General features: G+C 61.6%; 17 protein-coding genes and 3 tRNA genes. 11 read left to right on the top strand and 9 right to left on the bottom strand.

The window, feature by feature from the left end; genetic code table 11:
- Positions 1–77 precede the first annotated feature (77 nt).
- The 3 genes from FNZ07_RS28415 to FNZ07_RS28405 all read left to right on the top strand — a co-directional run bounded on the left by FNZ07_RS28415 (position 78) and on the right by FNZ07_RS28405 (position 7,444).
- On the top strand, positions 78–1,994 hold the full coding sequence (locus tag FNZ07_RS28415) for a CHASE2 and HATPase_c domain-containing protein (protein ID WP_245811456.1): 1,917 nt from the start codon (positions 78–80) through the stop codon (positions 1,992–1,994).
- Between the two features lie 640 nt (positions 1,995–2,634).
- Positions 2,635–6,567, top strand: a complete 3,933-nt coding sequence (locus FNZ07_RS28410) for a YadA family autotransporter adhesin (RefSeq protein WP_091011422.1) — start codon at positions 2,635–2,637, stop codon at positions 6,565–6,567.
- A gap of 64 nt (positions 6,568–6,631) precedes the next feature.
- A complete protein-coding gene (locus tag FNZ07_RS28405) occupies positions 6,632–7,444 on the top strand; it encodes an OmpA family protein (protein WP_091011423.1) in 813 nt (270 codons plus the stop codon).
- Positions 7,445–7,816: 372 nt separating this feature from the next.
- On the opposite strand, the gene FNZ07_RS34320 is transcribed toward FNZ07_RS28405, so the two are convergent.
- Positions 7,817–7,951 carry a hypothetical protein gene (locus FNZ07_RS34320; protein WP_281250536.1) on the bottom strand — a complete coding sequence of 45 codons (135 nt, stop codon included), beginning with the start codon at positions 7,949–7,951 and terminating at the stop codon, positions 7,817–7,819.
- On the opposite strand from FNZ07_RS34320, the gene FNZ07_RS28400 reads away from it, so the two are divergent.
- Positions 7,950–8,717, top strand: a complete 768-nt coding sequence (locus FNZ07_RS28400) for an SDR family NAD(P)-dependent oxidoreductase (protein ID WP_091011424.1) — start codon at positions 7,950–7,952, stop codon at positions 8,715–8,717. The two genes, FNZ07_RS34320 and FNZ07_RS28400, sit on opposite strands and share 2 nt — an antisense overlap.
- A gap of 123 nt (positions 8,718–8,840) precedes the next feature.
- Here the strand turns inward: FNZ07_RS28400 and FNZ07_RS28395 are convergent.
- The 4 genes from FNZ07_RS28395 to rph form a co-directional block, all read right to left on the bottom strand.
- Positions 8,841–8,930: transfer RNA gene (locus FNZ07_RS28395), tRNA-Ser, on the bottom strand.
- 56 nt (positions 8,931–8,986) lie between these two features.
- Entirely contained in the window at positions 8,987–10,201 is a 1,215-nt protein-coding gene (gene hemW, locus FNZ07_RS28390) for a radical SAM family heme chaperone HemW (protein WP_091011425.1), read from the bottom strand.
- Positions 10,198–10,842, bottom strand: coding sequence for an RdgB/HAM1 family non-canonical purine NTP pyrophosphatase (rdgB, locus tag FNZ07_RS28385; protein WP_091011426.1), 645 nt, complete (start codon positions 10,840–10,842; stop codon positions 10,198–10,200). The genes hemW and rdgB overlap by 4 nt, the downstream gene beginning before the upstream one ends.
- Positions 10,835–11,575, bottom strand: coding sequence for a ribonuclease PH (gene rph, locus FNZ07_RS28380; protein ID WP_091011427.1), 741 nt, complete (start codon positions 11,573–11,575; stop codon positions 10,835–10,837). The genes rdgB and rph overlap by 8 nt, the downstream gene beginning before the upstream one ends.
- A 249-nt stretch (positions 11,576–11,824) precedes the next feature.
- Between rph and FNZ07_RS28375 the strand changes: the two genes are divergently transcribed.
- The 4 genes from FNZ07_RS28375 to FNZ07_RS28360 all read left to right on the top strand — a co-directional run bounded on the left by FNZ07_RS28375 (position 11,825) and on the right by FNZ07_RS28360 (position 16,167).
- Positions 11,825–12,754, top strand: a complete 930-nt coding sequence (locus FNZ07_RS28375; protein ID WP_091011428.1) for a YicC/YloC family endoribonuclease — start codon at positions 11,825–11,827, stop codon at positions 12,752–12,754.
- Positions 12,755–12,781: 27 nt separating this feature from the next.
- On the top strand, positions 12,782–13,465 hold the full coding sequence (gene gmk, locus FNZ07_RS28370) for a guanylate kinase (RefSeq protein WP_091011429.1): 684 nt from the start codon (positions 12,782–12,784) through the stop codon (positions 13,463–13,465).
- Positions 13,466–13,524: 59 nt separating this feature from the next.
- Positions 13,525–13,728 (top strand): DNA-directed RNA polymerase subunit omega, encoded by a 204-nt coding sequence (gene rpoZ / locus FNZ07_RS28365; RefSeq protein WP_091011430.1) that lies wholly within the window; start codon positions 13,525–13,527, stop codon positions 13,726–13,728.
- 81 nt (positions 13,729–13,809) lie between these two features.
- Positions 13,810–16,167, top strand: a complete 2,358-nt coding sequence (locus FNZ07_RS28360) for a RelA/SpoT family protein (RefSeq protein WP_091011431.1) — start codon at positions 13,810–13,812, stop codon at positions 16,165–16,167.
- Between the two features lie 66 nt (positions 16,168–16,233).
- Here the strand turns inward: FNZ07_RS28360 and FNZ07_RS28355 are convergent.
- A tRNA-Arg gene (locus FNZ07_RS28355) sits at positions 16,234–16,310 on the bottom strand.
- A 79-nt stretch (positions 16,311–16,389) separates the two neighbouring features.
- Positions 16,390–16,466 (bottom strand) — tRNA-Arg (locus tag FNZ07_RS28350).
- 120 nt (positions 16,467–16,586) lie between these two features.
- On the opposite strand from FNZ07_RS28350, the gene greB reads away from it, so the two are divergent.
- The gene (gene greB / locus FNZ07_RS28345) at positions 16,587–17,156 is read left to right on the top strand and encodes a transcription elongation factor GreB (protein WP_091011432.1); all 570 of its coding nucleotides are present in this window, start codon (positions 16,587–16,589) and stop codon (positions 17,154–17,156) included.
- A gap of 150 nt (positions 17,157–17,306) precedes the next feature.
- Here the strand turns inward: greB and FNZ07_RS28340 are convergent, their stop codons facing one another.
- Both FNZ07_RS28340 and FNZ07_RS28335 read right to left on the bottom strand, forming a co-directional pair.
- Positions 17,307–18,446 carry a porin gene (locus FNZ07_RS28340; protein ID WP_091011433.1) on the bottom strand — a complete coding sequence of 380 codons (1,140 nt, stop codon included), beginning with the start codon at positions 18,444–18,446 and terminating at the stop codon, positions 17,307–17,309.
- 530 nt (positions 18,447–18,976) lie between these two features.
- Entirely contained in the window at positions 18,977–19,207 is a 231-nt protein-coding gene (locus FNZ07_RS28335; RefSeq protein WP_091011434.1) for a hypothetical protein, read from the bottom strand.
- A gap of 425 nt (positions 19,208–19,632) precedes the next feature.
- Between FNZ07_RS28335 and FNZ07_RS28330 the strand changes: the two genes are divergently transcribed.
- Together FNZ07_RS28330 and FNZ07_RS28325 are read left to right on the top strand one after the other, a co-directional pair.
- The gene (locus FNZ07_RS28330; RefSeq protein WP_091011435.1) at positions 19,633–19,836 is read left to right on the top strand and encodes a cold-shock protein; all 204 of its coding nucleotides are present in this window, start codon (positions 19,633–19,635) and stop codon (positions 19,834–19,836) included.
- A gap of 274 nt (positions 19,837–20,110) precedes the next feature.
- Positions 20,111–21,268 carry an exonuclease domain-containing protein gene (locus tag FNZ07_RS28325; protein WP_091011436.1) on the top strand — a complete coding sequence of 386 codons (1,158 nt, stop codon included), beginning with the start codon at positions 20,111–20,113 and terminating at the stop codon, positions 21,266–21,268.
- Positions 21,269–21,274: the final 6 nt, after the last annotated feature.

The following is a 21,274-nucleotide window of genomic DNA, read 5'->3' as shown; positions in this document are numbered from 1 at the left end:
CCTGCGAACCAGGCGCGGCGCCCGGGCGCTCCGCCGATCAGACGAGCGACCCGCGACTTCGCAGGCGGACGTCGAGGTTGGGTCGCGATTCGGACGTCAGTCATCGTCGCATGCTGCAGGAGTGGCTGGCGTTCGGCGTTTTCCTGCTGTTGCTATGCGTTGCGCTTGACGTTTCACGGGTATTGCGCGGCGCGGATCTGTTTTTTTTCGACGCTGTGCAACCACTGCTGCAGCAGCCAGCACCAAAGAAGATCGTCCTCGTCGCCATCGACGATGCGAGCGTCAATGCGCTGGGCGGATGGCCGGTGAAGCGCGGTGCCTATGCCGAACTCATCGACTGGCTGACCGACGCCGGCGTGTCTGCCGTTGGACTCGACATTGCGATGCCGCACGCAGGCAGAGTCGATCCTGGCGGCGACGATCAACTCGCGAAGGCGATGACGCGGAATGCGAGAGTCGTGCTGCCGGTTCTGCTTGTCGATACACCCGGGGGAACGCATGTTGTCCCGCCGGTTACGCCGATCAGAGAGGCCGCCTTCGCGATCGCGCGAACCGATACATCCGCGGATGTGGACGGTGCATCCCGCAGCTTCTATCGGCTCGAACGGTTTACCGGCGCGACCTCGATGCATATGAGCGAGGCGCTGCTGAGCGCTGCCGGTGCGACGCCGGCTCGATGCAAAGAATCCCCGAATCCGACACGCGACGGGGCGGGTGCATGTCGCCGGTATGTGCCGATAGGACGTGAGTCGTCGCACGCAACTTTTTCGTTGATCGATGTGCTTCAGGGCCGCGTGGCTGCATCTATTTTCGACGGGGCGATCGTTATCGTCGGTCCGACTTCCGGTACGACGGACACGCACTTCGTCATCGCGGGTAGCGATCGATCTCCGTTGACCGATGTTGCATTTCTCGCGGATGCCACTTACGGGATGGCGAGCGGATCGCTGGTGAGCCCGCTGTCGGAAACCGGTCAGTTGCTACTTAGTCTGTGCGTGTTGCCGTTCGTGTGCGTGGGACTGTTCGCGCTCGGACCGCGCGCCGGATTGTTTGCCTGCGTAATGCTTGTGCTGGCTACGTATGCTGTATCGCTCGTCCTGCTTGCAGTAGCGCACGTTTTCTACTTTCCGGCCGCCGCGGCGACGATGTGCATCGCGGCGTATCCCGTCTGGGCGTGGTGTCGGCGGGGGGAAACGCTGCGCTATCTGAGCCCGCAGGCGGAGAGCGTAATGGGAGAGCTGGCGCTCGCCTGCGGACCGCCCATCCGCCTTAATGCGCTCGATCCGCGACAACAGCACGTCACACAGAAGCTCGCCGCCGAACGTGAGCAGGACACCGCACTACGCTTTTTCTCCCACGACGTTCGCTCTCCCCAGGCCGCGATACTCACCTTGATCGAGCAGCGACGCCATGCGCCGATGGAGATGCCGGAAGCACGCTTCATCGATCTGGTGAGCCAGTACGCAGAATCGACGCTCGCGCTAGTGGATCAGTTCCTGTTGCTCGCTCGCGCGGAGAGACGCACGCTGTCGCTGACGACGGTCGATCTTGCGTTCCTGCTCCACGACACCATCGATGATTTCTGGCCTCATGCCAATGCCAAACGCACACGGGTCGACCTGATCGCCGAGCCCGGCATCCTGATCGATGCCGATGCGCAGATGCTGCGTCGCGCGGTCGGCAATCTGATCGACAACGCCATCAAGTTTGGACCCGAGAACGCGACTATCACGGTGAACGCCCGCGCATGCGAGCAATACCAGACAGTGGCGATTGCCGATCAAGGCATCGGCATCCCCGCCGATCAAATCCCGAATCTGTTTACCGAGTTCACTCGCATCGACGCGCATAGCGACCGTCCTGGCCACGGCCTGGGGCTCGCCTTCGTCAAAGGTGTCATCGATGCGCTTGGCGGGAAAATTCATGTTGAAAGTCGCGTGGGGCAGGGGTCTGTTTTTACGCTTCTTTTGCCGAAACAGTCGGTGGCTGGTTGATCGTTATATCAACGGATCAATAGAAGGCAGATTGTTAAATCATCCCTCTGGTGTGTGATTTTATTTACGAATTCTCGTCTTTCGGATTAATAGGATAGTTTGTCGGGGCGATCTCTCCTGCTAATTACAAGCTTCGAATCCGTTTGTCAATTCAATCTGCCCAGATACGACAGGGCGAGTCATTTTTAACATTTGTGAACTGCCACGAGGCGCTCAATCGCTTGTTGTGCCGGCGTGTGTGTTTTCATTTGTCACTTTTCCGTGACAATTGTTCAAAATTGTTCCCTCCGTTTTTCTGCTTTCCATCCATTACTCTACGATTCAGCACATTCTTGCCTGAACCATGTGGGTAATTTGAATGGAAATGCGTAGCGAATAAATTGAATTGAGTTATTTCGATTGAGGAAGTTCACTGAATTCCTCGATGGGTGCGTGCGCCTGATACATAAGAATTCATTTGTTGGATTCGATGTGTATTCGCATGCCAGAAAAATACTTGCACTGAAGTTGTTTATCCGGAAACAAGCTCGCGTTGATTCAGGGAGACGCGAGACGGGCGTGCACGCCCGCTGGCAGACGGCCGCCAGTGAGCAGGTGCATTGCATGGAACACGTCGATTACAGCCTGGCAGGAAAAAAACATGAACAAGGTATATCGCTCGATCTGGAACAGCACGCGCGGCGCTTTTGTCGCCGTATCCGAGATAGACACCGCAGCGGGAAAAGGAAAGTCGAGGTCGTCGTCCGGCACGGTCGACCAGCGCGGAGGGTCGACTAGCAGGGTAGACCGGCGACGCGCTATCGCTGTTGGGATCATGTTGATGTCTGCGGGAGGTGTCCTGATTCCGCGGGCAGCGGTGGCGCAGGCAGTGGCTGGCGGCTCGGCCGGGGGCGCGAACTCGGTGGCAGTCGGATCAGGCTCAAATGCGGCGGGAAACCTGGGGGTTGCGGTAGGGCAGAATGCAGCGGCGACCGGCCTTAACACTACTGCTCTGGGCACCAATAGCCAGGCGGTTGGCAATTTCGCCACGGCGGTTGGCACCAATGCTGATGCGTCGGATGAGTTCGCGACGTCGGTAGGTTATCTCTCTACCGCGGCGTCAGGTGCAACGGCACTTGGCGCATTCGCGTCGGCAACCGGTGGTTTTTCGATGGCATTCGGCGAGCATTCGAGCGCGTCGGGTTCGTTCGGTCTTGCGCTGGGCGGCGGTGCCGCGGCAAACGGGAATTTTACCGTGGCGGTCGGCGGAAGCTCTGTGGCGTCGGCGCTGCAAGCCACCGCAGTGGGTTACCTGGCAACTGCCGCGGGTGTGAGCGGGGTTGCGGTGGGTAATCAGGCGCAGGTGTCGGCCGCGGCCGCTGGCGGTCTGGCGGTTGGTAGCGGTGCGTCATCGGGCGGTCCTTCGGCGACGGCGATTGGTACGAATGCAGGTTCCACGGGCACGGCCTCGATTGCCATCGGCGCAGGCGGTGGAACAGCTGGTGTACCCGGATCAGGCACGCAGGCTACGGGAGATGAGTCGACCGCGATCGGCTTTGGCAGTGTCGCCAGCCAGATCTACGCACAGGCATTCGGCCCGAATGCAACGGGCGCCGGAACAGGTTCGATCGCCATTGGCCCTTCTGCCAAGGCGACCGGGTATTTCAGCGTCGCCCTCGGCGACCTGGCTCTGGCGACCGCGACGTCCGCAGTGGCACTGGGCCCTGGTGCTACGGCTACCGCCGACAATGCAATCGCCGCTGGTATCAATTCCAAGGCGACCGGCGCGGCCGGGGTGGCGCTGGGCGGCGGCAGTTCCGCCGTGAACAATGGGTCGGCCCTTGGCGTCAACGCGCTCGCGTCCGGTGTGGGGAGCACGTCGCTGGGCGCATCGACCGTTGCCAACTCCACGAATGCATCGGCGTTCGGCAATGGCTCGAAGGCGCTTGCCGCATCGACTGTCGCATTCGGCGACACCAGCACGGTGACCGCAGCATCGGGCACCGGCTCCATCGCGGGTGGCCATAACTCGCAGGTGACGGGCGGCACCGGCGCCGTCGCACTCGGCGAAGGACAGACCGCAAACGGCAACGGTGCAGTCGCAATTGGTGACCCGAATACGGCCACCGGTAATGGCGCCGTGGCAATGGGCGCGACCAACACCGCCAACGGCAATGGTGCGATCGCACTGGGCAACACGAACGTCGCGACCGGGCAGGGATCGGTAGCACTCGGCAACGCATCGCAGGCGAATGTCGCAGGTTCGATCGCGATCGGCGATACCGCGGTGGTGCAGGCCGCGGCCACCGGCGGCCTCGCGCTCGGCTCGGGTGCGACGACCAGTGTTGCAAACAGCGTGGCCCTCGGTGCGAACTCGACGACCACCGCGGGCGTCGGCACACCCAGTGCGGTGATCGGTGGCGTCACGTATAACTTCGCGGGTGCGACGGTGGGCGGCGTGGTGAGCGTCGGCGCAGCCGGGCTCGACCGGCAGATCCAGAACGTCGCCGCAGGCCAGCTGAGCGGCACCAGCACGGACGCCGTGAACGGCTCGCAGCTCTTTGCGACCAACCAGCAGGTGACGGCCAACACGACCGCGATATCGAACATCAACAACGGCGCGGGTATCAAGTACTTCCACGCGAATTCGACCGATCCTGACTCGACCGCGAGCGGCGCTGACTCGGTAGCGATCGGCGGCAACGCGCAGGCGACGCAGGCCAATTCCGTCGCGCTTGGTGCCAATACGACGACCACCGCGGGCGTATCGACACCCAGTGCGGTGATCGGTGGCGTCACCTATAACTTCGCGGGTACGACAGTGGCCGGCGTGGTGAGCGTCGGCGCGGCAGGCGCGGAGCGGCAGATCCAGAACGTCGCGGCCGGGCAGTTGAGTGGAACCAGTACGGACGCCGTGAACGGCTCGCAGCTCTTCGCGACCAACGAGCAGGTGGATGCCAACACAACCGCCATCTCGAACATCAGCAATGGCGCGGGCATCAAGTACTTCCACGCGGACTCGACGCTCGCCGACAGTCAGGCAACGGGGACGGACAGCATCGCCGTCGGTCCGCAGGCCGTGGCGAGCGCCACGGATGCCTTCGCAGCCGGCACCGGCGCGCAGGCGACAACGGCTAACGCCATGGCGCTTGGCGCGCAGACGACCGCTTCGATCGACGGCAGCGTCGCGATTGGTTCAGGCTCTGTCTCCGACCGCACCATCGCAGCAGGCAGCGGCACGATTCCGGCCGGCACCCACACGGTTCCGTTCAATACGTCCGATGAGACGCTGCTCGGCGCGGTGTCGTTCGGCAGCACGACCGGCGCCACGTACCGGCAACTCATCAACGTCGCGGACGGTACCAGCGCACACGATGCGGTGACGGTCCGGCAACTGACCGGTGCGCTTCAGGCGTTCTCGGTGACACCGACGCTGTACTTCCACGCCAACTCGACCGCCGCCGATTCACTGGCAGTAGGCCAGGAGTCGATCGCCGTGGGTCCGACGACGGTCGTCAATGGCGACAACGGTATCGGCATCGGCAACGGCGCGATCGTCCAGCAGACGGCACCGGGCGGCGTAGCCATCGGTCAGGCGGCGAATTCCGGGCAGGCCGATGCCATCGCACTGGGTAGCGGAGCGAATGCGACCGGTCCTCAATCGATCGCTCAGGGCGCGAACTCTGTTTCCAGTGCGGCGGGTGCCGTGGCGGTCGGTTCGGGTGCGAACAGCAGTGCCGCCGATGCGTTGGCACTGGGCTCCGGTGCAAGCGCCAGCTTTGCGAACAGCGTGGCCATCGGTGCAGGTTCTGTGACTACCGTTGGCGCCCAGTCGAACTACATCGCCTACGGCCTGAGCAGCCCGCAGTCATCGGTGGGTGAGGTCAACATCGGCAACCGCAAGATCACTGGTGTTGCTGCAGGATCGGCCGGGACAGACGCCGTCAACGTCAGCCAGCTGCAGGCCGTCGACCAGAATCTCACCCAGCAGATCCAGAACATCGTCAACAACAGCGGTGGCAACGGCGGCTTCCCTTCGACGCCCGGCACCACGACCGCGCCTTCGTCGACCGGTTCGAACTCGTCGGCGGGCGGTAACGGCGCGGTCGCCTCCGGTTCGAGCAGTACCGCGGTGGGGAACGGTTCGACGGCCTCCGGTAACAACTCGGTGGCGCTCGGTGCGGGCAGTAACGATGGCGGCCGCAGCAACGTCGTCTCGATCGGCACGGCCGATTCGCCGCGCCAGATCACCAATGTTGCCGCCGGCACGGCACCCACCGATGGTGTCAACGTCGGCCAGCTGAACGCTGCACTCGGCAACGCCAACGCCTACACCGACGCCCAGATCCAGGGCCTGCGGCGCGATGCGGATGGCGGCACGGCAAGCGCGATGGCGGTGGCTGGATTACCGCAACCGTCGGGACCCGGCAAGAGCATGGTGTCGATCGCGGGCAGTATCTATCGCAGCCAGTCGGGTCAGGCGATCGGTATCTCCACGATCTCGGAGAACAACCACTGGATCTACAAGGCTGCGGTCACCACCAATACGCGCAACGACTACGGCGCGGTGATCGGTGCGGGCTATCAATGGTAAGCAGGGCGGCTGCGCCGGAGCGGTTCCGCGCGCTGCCTTTCTCACTTTGGAAAACGGGTACACCATGAAAATGCAATCGATTGCGGCTCTCTCCCTCAGTGTGCTGGCAGCCCTGCTCATAACGGGCTGTGCGGCACCCCAGTCTCCGCCCGTGTTTCCCAACCCGCAGGCGGCCTCGCCCGCGGGCGGCACGTTCGTCAACATCGATAACCTGCGCAACGTCGCGGTGGGCCTGAACAAGGACCAGCTGTACGACCTGATCGGGCCGCCGCAATTTCACGAGTGGTTCGTCGGCAATCACGTGTGGAATTACCTGTTCGACTTCCGGCGCGGCAACGAGGTGGTGTCGTGCCAGTACCAGGTGCAGTACGACAGCCACATGCGGGTGAGCGGCACGTACTGGCGAGACCCGGCGTGTGCGGATTTCCTGAAGGCGGCGCCTGCGCAGACGACGGTGGTCACGGAAGTGTCGAAGCCTGTTGCGCTCGATGAGTTCTCGATCCAGAGCGAAGCGCTGTTTCCGTTTGGCAAGTCGAGCCTCGCTTCGATGTTGCCCAAAGGGCGCGCGGAGCTGGATGCGGTGGCGGAGAAGATCCGTGCGCGAGATGGGGTGACGCGTATCGATGTAGTCGGGCATACCGACCGGATTGGCTCGGATGCGATCAACCGTCCGCTGTCGGTTGCGCGGGCGGATACGGTGCGGGCGTATCTGATCGATCGTGGACTCGATGCGCAGGTGATACACGCGGAGGGTGTCGGGTCGAGCCAGCCGGTGACGCATTGTCCGGGTGGAGAGTCGGCTGCGGTGATCGCGTGTCTGCAGCCGGACCGGCGTGTCGGGATCACGCTCTATGGGCAGCGTAAGGCGGGGGCGTAGCAGGCTCGAACGTGGATCATGCGATGTGGCCGGGAGCGGCCGCATCGCGTGCCGTCGAGGGGGCGGTTTATCGTGCAGTCCCTTCGATGCGCTTCATCGTATGGGGCAGGCTGCCTGCGCAAGTGAGCCAGGCTGCGAGGGAATCGCCCCCGGCCACCGTGGCTCGTTTCTTACGCGGGACCTGTGCCCTATCTTCAGTGACGTGCCAAATCGCCTCTCTGAAAAACACAAGATCGACTGGTACCCAACGGCTAACGGCCGACCAGGTGGTAACACCACACAGCAATTACCCGGCTGCGAACTTCCATTCTTGATAGCCGGGCACCCAGCAAAGCGAACAGCCGAGGAATAGCACCTATTCCTCGCCGATGACTACCGCGCATCCCAGCGCGAGCGGACGATACGCATCAACCAGTGCATGAACGCATTGGCACCCATGCAGTAGTCCGCCAGTCCTGCTTCGGACACGTGAGCGGACCGTTCAACACTCACTATCGAGGTCATCATGACGCAAGCTCTGAAAGGCAAACTCGCACTCGTCACCGGCTCTTCCCGCGGCATCGGTGCTGCAATCGCGACCCGTCTCGCGCGCGACGGCGCAGCGGTCGTCGTCCACTACGCATCGAGTCCGGAACGCGCGGAGGCGGTGGTCAAGGCAATCCGCGATGCGGGAGGCGAGGCCGAAGCGGTCGGCGCCAATCTGTCGAAGCCCGAGGGGGTGACGGCACTGATCGATGCGGTGAATGGCGTGTTCGGCGGCAAGTTCGAAGGTCGGCTCGACATTCTCGTCAACAACGCGGGTACGGTCGAATATGGGCCGTTCCTAGATTCGTCGGAAACGTCGTACGACACGCATTTCAATCTCAACGTACGCGCCCCGATCGAACTGGCGAAGGACGCGGCGAAACGCATGATCGCGACGGGCTGGGGACGCATTATCAATGTGGGTTCCGCTTTCGGCGAAGCCGCGCCGTTGCCTGGCGTCACGCTTTACATCGCGTCGAAATTCGCCATTCGAGGTTTTACACGCGGTCTTTCGCGCGAGCTTGGGAAGTATGGTGTGACCGTCAATGCAGTTCAGCCGGGTCCGATCGATACCGAACTGGCTCCGCAGCCAGGTACCGAAGATCACGCAACGATGACGCGACTCGCCAGTGTGGGTCGTTTCGGCAAGCCCGAAGAAATCGCGGCGGCGGTGGCGTACCTGGCGAGTCCGGAAGCGGGGTACACCACCGGTGAAAGTCTGACGGTGGATGGGGGATGGATTGCCTGAGGGCGGCGATCGGTGTTTGCGCGCAGACGAACCGAGCTGGATCGTGAAAGTATCGGTTCGCCGAGAACACCCCGTGGGGTTTGGTTCTGCGGCGATTTTTTGAGAGCGCTTGAACGATAAATCTGGCGGAGGCGGTGAGATTCGAACTCACGGAAGGGTTGCCCCTTCGCCGGTTTTCAAGACCGGTGCATTCAACCACTCTGCCACACCTCCGGGACGCGGATTGTACCCTGGAACGGCGCTATCGCGCCCGGTCCGAGGTCAAGTCGTTACGATGCGTCCTGCAAGAATAACTCCTGAAGATCGTTCAGAAACCGCTGGCCAAGCGGCGTCGGCGCGATGTGCTGATGATCCCGTGCAATCAGCCCACGCCTTTCCGCTTCCCCTAACGCGGTTTCGATCGATGTCATCGTCAGGCCAGTACGCTCGACGAAACGATGCACCGGAAACCCTTCAACCAGCCGCAGCGCGTTCAACATGAACTCGAACGGCAGGTCGCGTGGTCCGACTTCGTGTTCCTCATGAACGGGTTTACCGGCCTTCGCATGCTCGATGAAGGTGGTCGGGTGCTTGTAGCGCATCTGCCGCAAGATCCGGTTCGGAAACGACAGCTTCGTATGCGCGCCTGCGCCGATGCCGAGGTAATCGCCGAACCGCCAGTAGTTCAGATTGTGTTTGCTCTGCCGATGCGGCTTCGCATACGCGGACACTTCGTAGCGCTCGTAACCTGCAGCGGCGGTGCGCTCGTGTATCCACTCCTGCATGTCGGCGGATGCGTCGTCGTCGGGAAGCGCGGGCGGGTACTTCGCGAACATTGTGTTCGGTTCGAGCGTCAGGTGGTACAGCGACAGATGCGGCGGCGCAAACGAGAGCGCTGTCTCGATGTCGGTCTGACATTCGGCAAGCGTCTGTTGCGGCAGCGCGAACATCAGATCGAGATTGAAATTGTCGAAGGTGTGCGCCGCGACTTCGACTGCGCGATGCGCCTGCGTCGAGTCGTGAATCCGGCCGAGTGCCTTCAGATGCGCTTCATTAAAGCTCTGGATCCCCACCGACAATCGATTCACCCCGCTCGCCCTGAACTGCGCGAACTTCGCGGCTTCGAACGTGCCGGGGTTTGCTTCGAGCGTGATTTCAGCGTCGGCGTCGAGCGGCAATAGAGCCCGCACATCCGACAGCAGCCGGTCGAGGCCCGCGGCCGACAGCAAACTGGGCGTCCCCCCGCCGATAAACACCGTGTGCACCTGGCGCCCCCACACGAGCGGCAACGCCTGCTCGAGATCGGCGCGCAGCGCATCGAGATAATCGTTCTCCGGGAACGCATCGCCTTTCCATTCGTGCGAATTGAAGTCGCAGTACGGGCACTTGCGAACGCACCACGGAAAATGCACGTACAGCGCAAGCGGCGGCAGCGACGTGAGTCGAATGCTGCCCGGCGCGGTGAACGCCTGGATCACGCCGGCCCCCGCCGATGCCGCGCTCATGCTTCCTCCCGCAAGCGTGCGAGCAACTGCTGCAACGCGATCGCTCGATGGCTTTGCGCGTTCTTCACAGCCGGATCGAGTTGTGCCGCGGTAGCGTCGAGCGTGGGCAGGAAGAACAACGGGTCATAGCCGAAGCCGTTCGAACCACGCGGCGCATCGAGCATTTCGCCGTGCCAGCGACCTTCGACGATCAGCGGCTCAGGGTCGTTCTCGTGACGTACGAGTGCGAGCACGCAGTAGTAGTACGCACGACGATCGGTCGTGTCCTTCAACTGTTCGATGAGATGCGCGTTGTTTGCCGCGTCGCTTTTCTCACCGCCGGCAAGCAGCGCGTAGCGCGCCGAATAGACACCGGGCGCGCCGCGCAGCGCGCGCACGCACAGACCGGAGTCGTCGGCGAGTGCGGGCAGGCCGGTCAGTCGCGCTGCGTGTCGCGCCTTGGTCAGCGCGTTCTCGACAAACGTCGGGTAGGGCTCCTCCGCTTCGGGCACATTGAGCGCGCCCTGCGGAATCAACTCGATTCCCGCCGCGCCGAGCAGGGCCGCGAATTCGCGCAGCTTGCCCGGGTTGTTCGACGCGAGCACGACTTTCGACAGCGAACTCGCTGTCGCCGTGGTCGCGAGAGTCTGACGATCACTCACCCTTGATCTCCAGCGCTTCCTTTTGCTTCGCGATCAGCGTCGTAATACCGCTTTGCGCGAGATCGAGCAGCGCATTCATTTCGTCGCGGGAAAACGGCACGCCTTCCGCGGTGCCCTGAATCTCGACGAAACCGCCATCGCCGGTCATCACGACGTTCATGTCGGTATCGCATTGGGAATCTTCGTCGTAGTCGAGATCGAGCACCGGTAGTCCGTCATACACGCCGACCGAAATCGCGGCGACGTAGTCGGTGATCGGTGAGCTTTCGATACGGCCTGTCGTAAGCAGTTTGGCGACCGCGTCGTGCGCAGCGACGAATGCACCGGTGATGCTCGCAGTACGCGTGCCGCCGTCAGCCTGGATCACATCGCAATCAATGTGCAGCGTGCGCGCGCCCAGCCGTTCGAGATCGAACACCGAGCGCAGCGCCCGGCCGATCAACCGCTGGATTTCCTGCGTACGCCCGGTCTGTTTGCCGCGTGCGGCTTCACGGTCGCTGCGCGTATGCGTCGCGCGCGGCAGCATGCCGTATTCGGCCGTGAGCCAGCCTTGGCCGCGATCGCGCAGAAAGCCGGGCACCTGCTCGGCGATGCTCGCGGTGCAGATCACTTTCGTGTCGCCGAATTCGACGAGCACCGAGCCTTCCGCGTGCTTCGTGTAGTGGCGCGTGATGCGCACATCGCGCAGCTGATCGGGGCGGCGGCCGCTGGGGCGTTTCGTGGTGTCGTTCATCGTCGGGGACCGTGGAAGGAGGGGGGTAGGAGGGAAACCGCGATTTTACCGCCGATCGGCGCTGCGAGCCGCGTTCGGGTCGCTTCCGCTTCACAGGGTGCTATCGCGAAAGATGGGATAATGCGCGTTCTACGCCCCGCGTCCCGTACACGCCGGGCGACTCGAATCCACGGGCTGTACCGGAAATGACGCGGAAACGATGCGATTACCGCTGCGTTTTTCCGCATGGCCCCTTTCGCGAGACGAACGATGATCTACAGCATGACTGGCTACGCGAGCGTGACACGCGAACTCGCCGCGACCTCGGGCAATGGCGGTGTGAGCGTTTCCGTCGAACTCCGTACCGTTAACTCGCGCTTCCTCGATCTGAACTTCCGCATGCCCGAAGACGTGCGCGTCTGCGAACCGACGCTGCGCGAAATGCTGATGAACAAGCTGTCGCGCGGCAAGGTCGATATCCGAATCAACCTGCAACGCAGCGAACAGGCGGCCAACGCGGGTGCATTGAACCGCGATGCGCTCGAACAGCTCGCGGTGCTTGAACGTGCCGTGCTCGATGCGTTCCCCGATGCAGGCCGCCTGCGTACCGGTGAAATCCTGCGCTGGCCCGGCGTGCTCGCCGAAAGCGGAGTCGCCGCTGAGGTGTTGCGCGACGCCGTGCTCGGTTGCGGCAAGCAGGCAATCACGGACCTGATCGACGTGCGCGCGCGCGAAGGCGCGCAACTCGCCACCATGCTGCTGAACAACGTCACCGAGATGGAGACGATCGTTGCGAAGATCTCGCCGCTTGTGCCGGAGCTGATCACGAAGCATCAGCAGAAGATCGTCGAGCGTCTGCAGGAAGCGCTCGGCATCGCGGCACCTGAGAACGCTGCGTCCGTGTCGACCGTATCGCGCGAAGAAATCAACGAGCGTATCCGCCAGGAAGTGACGATGTACGGTATCCGTATCGACATCGCCGAAGAACTGACGCGCCTCACCGCGCACCTGAACGAAACGCGCCACGTGATCGAAAAGGGCGGCAAGGTAGGCAAACGGCTCGACTTCATGATGCAGGAGCTGAACCGCGAAGCGAATACGCTCGGCTCGAAGGCCGCGGCCAAGGAACTCGCCGACGCATCGATGACGCTGAAGCTGCTCATCGAACAGATGCGCGAGCAGGTGCAAAATCTCGAATAAGTCCCGACCGACCCGGAGTCCCGCAGCATGACCGACCACCCACGCGAAAGCAGCGCGCCGCGCAATCCGTACGCAGGCGTTTATCCGGGCAACCTGTTCATGGTCGTCGCACCGTCGGGTGCGGGCAAGTCGACCCTCGTGAACGCGTTGCTCGCGCGCGATCCGGCCATCCGCCTGTCGATCTCGTACACGACGCGCCCGCCGCGTCCGAAAGAACAGGATGGCCAGCACTACCACTTCACCACCGTCGACGATTTCCTCGCGCGCCATGCGGCCGGCGAGTTTCTCGAAAGCGCGGAAGTGCATGGCAATTACTACGCGACGTCGCGCGTGTGGATCGAAGACCAGATGAAAAACGGCCATGACGTGCTGCTGGAAATCGACTGGCAGGGTGCACAACAGGTGAAAAAACAGTTTCACAACGCGATCGGCATCTTCATCCTGCCGCCTTCGCTCGAAGCGCTCGAAGACCGCCTGAAGAAGCGCGGCCAGGACGAGCCGAACGTCATCGTGCGACGTCTGCTCGCCGCCGGTAGCGAGATGGCGCACGCGGCGGAAGCGGAGTACGTCGTGATTAACGAGAACTTCGATCGCGCGCTCGCGGACCTGCAGTGCCTGGTCGGTGCGACGCGTTCGCGGTTCGCGTCGCAGTACGCGCGCCACACGCAGCTGTTCATGCAGCTCGGCATCCACCTGCCGCATGGCGGCTGACGGCGGGGTGTCGCGCACATAAGGTAGAATGAGTAACATACTGAGAAGGAATTCCTGACATGGCCCGCATCACCGTCGAAGACTGTCTGAAACAGATCCCGAATCGTTTCGAACTGGCGCTTGCCGCAACCTACCGCGCGCGTCAGCTCGCACAAGGTCACACGCCGAAGCTTGAAAGCCGCGATAAGCCCACCGTCATCGCCCTGCGCGAAATTGCGGCTGGTCACGTCGGCGTCGAAATGCTGAAGAAGGTGCCTGTCTAAGGCACCTTGTCTGTTTTTCGATTACCGCTGTAAATGACTCCGCCGCGTGCAGACCGCGGGCTCACTGACAAGGAGGCGAGCATGAGCACCCACCCTTCGCCTTCTGCTACAGAGCTAGAGCAGGAGTCCGACTCGCCCTCGTCTGCACGCAAATACATCGACGCGGTCCTCGAACAGTCGTTTCGCCATCTGTTCGGGCCGACCGCTACGCCGGAGCAACCGCGCCGGCACGACGTCGTTTCGATCGCCAAACTGACCGCTGCTCTCGCCGGCTACCTGACGCCGGAAGAGATCAAGGAGGTCAAGGCGGCGTTCCATTTCAGCGACGAAGCCCATCTCGGCCAGTACCGCCAGAGCGGCGAACCCTATATCACGCACCCGGTCGCCGTCGCGGAAATCTGCGCCAGCTGGAAGCTCGACGACCAGTCGATCATGGCGGCGCTGCTGCATGACGTGATGGAAGATCAGGGCGTGACCAAGGCCGAGCTGGCCGAGCGCTTCGGTGCGAAGGTCGCGGAACTGGTCGACGGGTTGTCGAAACTGGACAAGATGGAGTTTCGCAATCGCGAGGAAGCGCAGGCAGAAAATTTCCGCAAGATGCTGCTGGCGATGGCGCGCGACGTTCGCGTGATCCTTGTCAAACTGGCGGACCGGCTGCACAACATGCGCACGCTGGGTGCGGTGCCGCCCGAAAAACGCCGCCGCGTGGCGCGCGAAACACTCGATATCTACGCTCCGATCGCGCATCGGCTGGGGCTGAACAATACGTATCGCGAGCTGCAGGATCTGAGCTTCGCGAACTTCAATCCGCATCGCTACGCAACGCTTGAAAAGGCCGTGAAAGCGGCGCGCGGCAATCGCCGCGAAGTGGTCGGCAAGATCATGGAGTCGGTGCAGCGCGCAATCGCCGATGCGAAGCTCGACGCGGAAGTGACCGGCCGCGAGAAAACCATCTTTAGCATCTACAAGAAGATGCGCGACAAGCAACTGTCGTTCTCGCAGGTGCTCGATGTGTACGGTTTTCGCGTGGTCGTCGAGAGCGCGCTTGAGTGCTATACCTGCATCGGTGCGCTGCATGCGCTCTACAAGCCGGTGCCGGGCAAGTTCAAGGACTACATCGCGATCCCGAAGGTGAACGGCTACCAGTCGCTGCATACGACACTGGTGGGGCCGTTCGGCGCGCCGATCGAGTTCCAGGTGCGTACGCGCAAGATGCACGAGATCGCCGAAGCGGGCGTCGCGGCGCACTGGCTGTACAAGAACGGCGGCGCGGATCTCAACGATGTGCAAAAGCGTGCGCATCAGTGGCTCAAATCGCTGCTCGATATTCAAAGCGAAGCGGGTGATTCGAGCGAGTTTCTCGAGCACGTGAAGATCGATCTGTTCCCGGATGCGGTCTACGTGTTCACGCCGAAGTCGAAGATCATGGCGCTGCCGCGCGGTGCGACGGCGCTCGATTTCGCCTATTCGATCCACAGCGACCTCGGCAACCAGTGTGTCGCGGTGAAGATCAACAACGAACTGCTGCCGTTGCGTACCGAACTGAAGAGCGGCGATATCGTCGAGGTGATCACCGCGCCGTACTCGAAGCCGAACCCGGCGTGGCTCGGCTTCGTGCGTACCGGCAAGGCGCGTTCGGCAATCCGCCATTACCTGAAGACGATGCGCCTGAACGAGTCCGTGCAGCTTGGCGAGCGCCTTGTCGATCAGGCGCTCAAGGGCTATGGGCTCGCGTTGGCCGACGTCACACCCGAGGTGTGGGAAAAGCTCGTGCAGTGGACGGGCAACAAGAACGGTCAGGAAATTTTCGCGGACATCGGCCTTGGTCGGCGCGTCGCGGCGGTGATGGCGAAGCGCATCGAGGTGCTGATGCGCGGCCTCGATGCCGACGACGACAGCCCGCGCGAAGCGTCCGTATTGAACCCGCCGCCGGTCGTGATCACCGGTACCGAAGGCATGTCGGTGCAGCTCTCGGCTTGCTGTCGCCCGATCCCTGGCGACGACATCATGGGCTATATCGGCATCGGGCTCGGCATGGCGATCCACACAACCGATTGCCGCGTTGCACAACGTATTCACCGGCGCGATCCGGGCCGCTGGATCGATGTCGCGTGGGCACCGCAGCCGGGGCGTCTATTCGACGTGGCGATCAAGGTGCTCGTGAAGAACGCGAAGGGTGTGTTTGCGCGCGTTGCCGCGGACATCACGTTTGCCGATGCGAACATCGTGCACATTGCGATGGACGAGGACCTGTCGCAGGAATCGACGGTGCTGCGCTTTGTGATCCAGGTCAGCGACCGCGTGCATCTCGCCAACGTGATGCGCCGCGTGCGTACCAATCCGGACGTGATGCGCATTACGCGCGAGCGGCCGAGCGAAGAGCAGCACCATCGTCACGACGGTGGCATGCGCATCGATCGCGAGCGCGCTGACTACTGACCTGATCCACCGTAAGGTCCACCGACAAAAACAAAGGGCCTTCCGGATGGAAGGCCCTTCATGAAATGGTGCGGCTGGCAGGATTCGAACCCACGACCCCTTGGTTCGTAGCCAAGTACTCTATCCAACTGAGCTACAGCCGCACGTGACCGGTACAGATAACCCGCTTATACAGCGGGGTGAAACGAAAGGGCCTTCCGTGGAGGAAGGCCCTCAAATAAGTGGTGCGGCTGGCAGGATTCGAACCCACGACCCCTTGGTTCGTAGCCAAGTACTCTATCCAACTGAGCTACAGCCGCACGCAGAAACGAGATTATAGCAAAGCCTCGAAAAAAGGGAAGCGAGAAACGCGATTTGTGCCGCTGTGTCGATCGTGTACCCTTGATGGCTGGACGTTTGCGGCATTCACCCGGATTACCATGAACAAGGCTTTTGTCAAAGAATCGAGCGAAGAAAGCGACGACGATCTCGACGTCGCCCAGCCCGAAGTGCCCGCTGGGGCGAAAAACTACATTACGCCGGCCGGCTATCGACGGATGCGCGACGAACTGCTGCATCTGATCGATGAAGAGCGGCCCGAAGTCGTGAAGCTCGTCTCGTGGGCTGCGTCGAATGGCGATCGTTCGGAGAACGGCGATTACATCTACGGAAAGCGGCGCCTGCGCGAAATCGATCGGCGGATCCGCTTTCTGACCAAGCGGCTGGATCTCGCCGAGATCGTCGATAGCAGCCGGCAGGAGAGCGTCGATCAGGTGTTTTTCGGGGCGACTGTTCACTATGGGACAGCCGATGGCGAGGAGCATGCGATCACCATCGTTGGCGTCGACGAGGTCGATCTGGATCGCGGGCATGTCAGCTGGATCTCGCCGGTGGCGCGGGCGCTGTTGAAGGCGCGGATCGGTGATCAGGTCACGTTGTATACGCCGGCAGGGCCGGAGCCGATCGATGTGCTCGATGTGAGCTACCCGCCACCCGATACGGGCGCTTGATCGCGCTGGCAGCGACCGACGCGCGCTGCCTCAAACCCTCAAACCGTTACCCGCGGTGTGAAGCGCACCCGACTCCCGGCAAAAACCTCAAGCCCATGAAAAAAGGCGCCGCAAGCGGCGCCTTTCGATACTGCGGATACTGCCAGCAGCTTAGAAGCGGTGACGCAGGCCAACCGTCACAGCGACTTGCTGATTGCTGTTCGAAGCAGCCAGACCGTTGATGTCTGCGCTGACGATAGCATTCTTGTTGGTGCGTTGGTATTCGCCTTGCAGGTACACGTCCGTGCGCTTGGACAGCAGGTAGTCCGATTGCAGGTTGAACTGGTTCCAGTGCGGGCTCGTACCAGCCAGGTTGCCACGCGTGTACGTGTACGAACCAGCCAGGCTCAGGGCCGGCGTCAGAGCGTAACGTGCGTTCGCTTCGATGTTCTGGAAGCGGGCGCTGTTGCCACCCAGACCGTTGATGCCACCGCTCACGCCCGATGCACCTGCACCGATACCAGCCAGTTGCGACAGGTTCGTTTGCGTGTACACGAGACCAACGGTTGCCGGGCCGAACGAGTAGTTCGCGCCAGCACCGAACGTGCGTTGACGGCCAGCCAGGAACGTGTTGTCACCCGACACAGCACCGCTCGTGTTGTTGAGCGCTGCACCCGGGTTGCTGTTCAGTTGCAGGTAAGCTGCTGCGACGTTCAGGCCGCCCCAGCTGTACGAACCACCCACGCTGTATGCGCGGTTGTTCGCGAACTGACCAGCGTCGTTCGAGAAGCCATACAGGCCACCGAACTTGAAGCCGGCGTAGTCAACGCTTTGGTACTTGACCGAATTGTTGATACGGAACGAGTTGTTCAGGTTGTCGTTGTCGAACGGGTGCGCGAACTGCGTGCCACCGTATTGCGTGCCAGTCAGTGCCAGCGGGCCGACATAGTCAACCACGCTGTCGTATTGACGGCCGAGGGTCAAGGCGCCGAACTGATCGCTTGCCAGACCGACGAACGCTTGACGACCAAATTCACGGCCGCTCTGACCAAGGGTGCCGTTAGCGATGTTGAAGCCGTTTTCCAACGTGAAGATAGCCTTCAGACCGCCGCCGAGGTCTTCAGCACCGCGCAGGCCCCAACGGCTGCCGTTGATCGCGCCGCTGGTTTCTTGCCAGTTGCTGTGACCGCCCTGGTTGTTCGTGTAGGTGATACCTGCATCGATAAGGCCGTACAGCGTGACGCTGCTTTGGGCGTGCGCTGCAGTAGCAAAAACGCCCGACAGGGCCGCGACCAAAAGAGTCTTTTTCATCTTTATAACTCCGAGAACAGGATGGGCTTTGGAAACCCAGGCTTGAAGGAAACCTTCACGCTAACGCTGCGAGAGGCGAAATTTGCGTGAAACGCGCGATCTGGCCAACGCGTTGGTTTCCGGACAGGCAGAGTGTAGAGACGAGGCCGCGGAGCGGATGTTCCAATTTCAGCAATAAAGTATTACGAGATTGGAAATTATTCGGATGATCGCTCAAAGCCTTGCTGGGAAAGGCTTTTCAAGACGAGCAAAGGGGTGGGAAGGATGTGTCAACCAACCGGCGTTGTGCAATTGCTACAGCAAACGACGTACGAAAACAACGCTAAAAGACATAAAAATAGATTGTTGTCGTATAAGGAATAGATGTTTGTTGTTTGCGCTACTAATGGGCTGATGCGGTGGCGCTATACTTTAATCTCTGCTTTCCGAAGCAGACTTTTTCGTTGACGAAAAAGATCTCCAAACCTTTGTCGGCGCGACCTCCAAGTCGCGCTTTTTTTTACCTGTAGCTTCCGCGCGGTTGCTGCCTGTTATCCCTGTTGAGCCGCAACGCCGGGGGTAAATACATCCAGCGGTAAGGACAGACTCCAGTCTTCCATTACATAGTGACGGGCGTCCATAGGGGAAGACAGCAGGTTTTGCCAATGATCGCCGTGCCAGACCGGGTCGAATGCAAGGTGAGAGACAGCTGTAGTAATGGCTGGCGCCTCGTTTGGCGCACGGTTCAACCACGCGATCAATCGGCGGAATTCATTCAGCATGGCACTCTCTCCCTGGGACAGCTTATGCACACGATCTTGAAATGGATGCCTTATACATACAACCCGGACAAACACTTACCAAAAACACAATTTGTTACGTCAAGGTAATATTTTCCTATCAAAAGATTCTCAAGATCCGTGATTAAGTAATAATGACGTTTTAACGATCCGGTTCACACCGGAAATAAGCTGAAAACGTTCTCCATGCGCCGCGCATTGCCATATTGTTTGTTGCGCAATACACCTTCCAAAAATTTACTTGACGACGATTCCCCGCCGCCCGTATAACGGCAGAGCTGAATTTTCGATTGACAGACGCAGCGGCATTACAGGCCGATGCGTACCTCCGGCAACAGAGGATGTACGTCGTAATATCGGCTTGAGGGCATTGCCCGTTTTTATTAAATCTCGAGGGAAACTGGAACATGGAAACCGGTATCGTCAAATGGTTCAACGATGCTAAGGGCTTTGGCTTCATCACATCGGACGCAGGCGGCGAAGATCTGTTCGCTCATTTCTCGGAAATCCGCAGCGAAGGCTTCAAGTCGCTGAAGGAAAACCAGCGCGTTTCGTTTGAGGTCAAGACCGGCCCGAAGGGCAAGCAGGCTGCGAACATCCAGCCGCTGTAAAGGCCCTGCGCCGCATGAGTTAGCTGCGGCCCATTGAAAGCCCCCGCATCGTCGGGGGCTTTTTTCTTGTATGGCCACGGTACGGAACCGGTCTTAAAGCCGGCGATATTTAAATAGTCATCTGGCTGGATTACCGGGCGGCCGATATTAAATCGGGCGGTCCGGAATGAACGATGTGAATCGCGGGTTGCGGATTTCCCGCCTGGCGCGGCGGCGTGCGGCCCTGCCGGCAACTGGTGGCATACTTCCCGTAAGCCACATTCAAACTCCTGTCATGCCCGAACAGCTTCTGCCGGACCCCGCGATCGACACGCCGATCGTCTTCGTCGACCTCGAAACGACCGGCGGCTCGCCGGGCGAGCACCGCATCACCGAGGTCGGCGTGGTCGAACTGGGGGCGTCGGGCGTTTCGCGCTGGAGCACGCTGGTCGATCCGCAGCAGCCGATTCCACCGTTCATCCAGCAATTGACCGGCATCACCAATGCGATGGTGCAGGGCGCACCCACGTTCGATGCGATCGCTGCCGCCCTGTTCGAGCGCCTGAACGGCAAGCTTTTCGTCGCGCACAACGCCAGCTTCGACCGCGGTTTTTTGCGCAGCGAGTTCGCGCGCGCAGGTTTCACGTTCAATCCCGATGTGCTGTGTACCGTTCGTCTGTCGCGCGCGCTGTTTCCGGCGGAAAAGCGCCACGGGCTCGACGCCTTGATGGCGCGGCATGCCCTGGTACCCACCGATCGACATCGCGCGCTCGCCGACGCCGATCTGCTATGGCAGTTCTGGCAACGCCTGCATGGGCTGGTGCCGCTCGACGTGTTGCGCACGCAGATCGAGCGCACGATGCGGCGCTACCGGCTGGCCGGCGACATTACCGAAGATCTGCTCGATAGCGCGCCGGCCGGTTGCGGTGTCTACGCGCTCTACGGCGAGGACGATGCGCCGCTGTACGTCGGCCGCAGCGTACGCGTGCGGCAGCGCTTGCGTACGCATCTGACCGGCGAGCGCCGGTCATCGAAAGACATGCGGCTTGCGCAGCAGGTGCGGCGAGTGGAATGGCGCGCAACGGGCGGCGAACTCGGCGCGCTGCTTGCCGAGGCGCAGTGGATAGCAGCGCTGCGTCCCGTCCATAACCGGCTGCCCCGTGTGGCCCGCGACGATCCCGCCGATGCGCCATGGCCGTACACAGGCGCGATCGTCTTCGAGGAGCGCGACGACGCGTCGCGCTCGCGCACTTTCCATGTGGTGGACCGCTGGCGTTATGTGGGCCATGCGCCGTCGCTCGAGGAAGCAGCGCTGCTGACGTCGTCCGGCATTGCGGGTCCGTTCGAGCTCTCGACGTACCGGATTCTGCAGACGCACCTTGCGCGCGGCCTGCGCGTCACGCCGCTTGCTGCGCCTTTGTCGGCGCTGGCTGGTGCGGATACCGTCGCATAGCTTTAG

The organism is Paraburkholderia megapolitana, from assembly GCF_007556815.1.
Taxonomy (GTDB): Bacteria; Pseudomonadota; Gammaproteobacteria; order Burkholderiales; family Burkholderiaceae; genus Paraburkholderia; species Paraburkholderia megapolitana.
The sequence above is the reverse complement of the archived record's forward strand: the minus strand, read 5'-3'. Positions and strand labels throughout refer to the sequence as shown.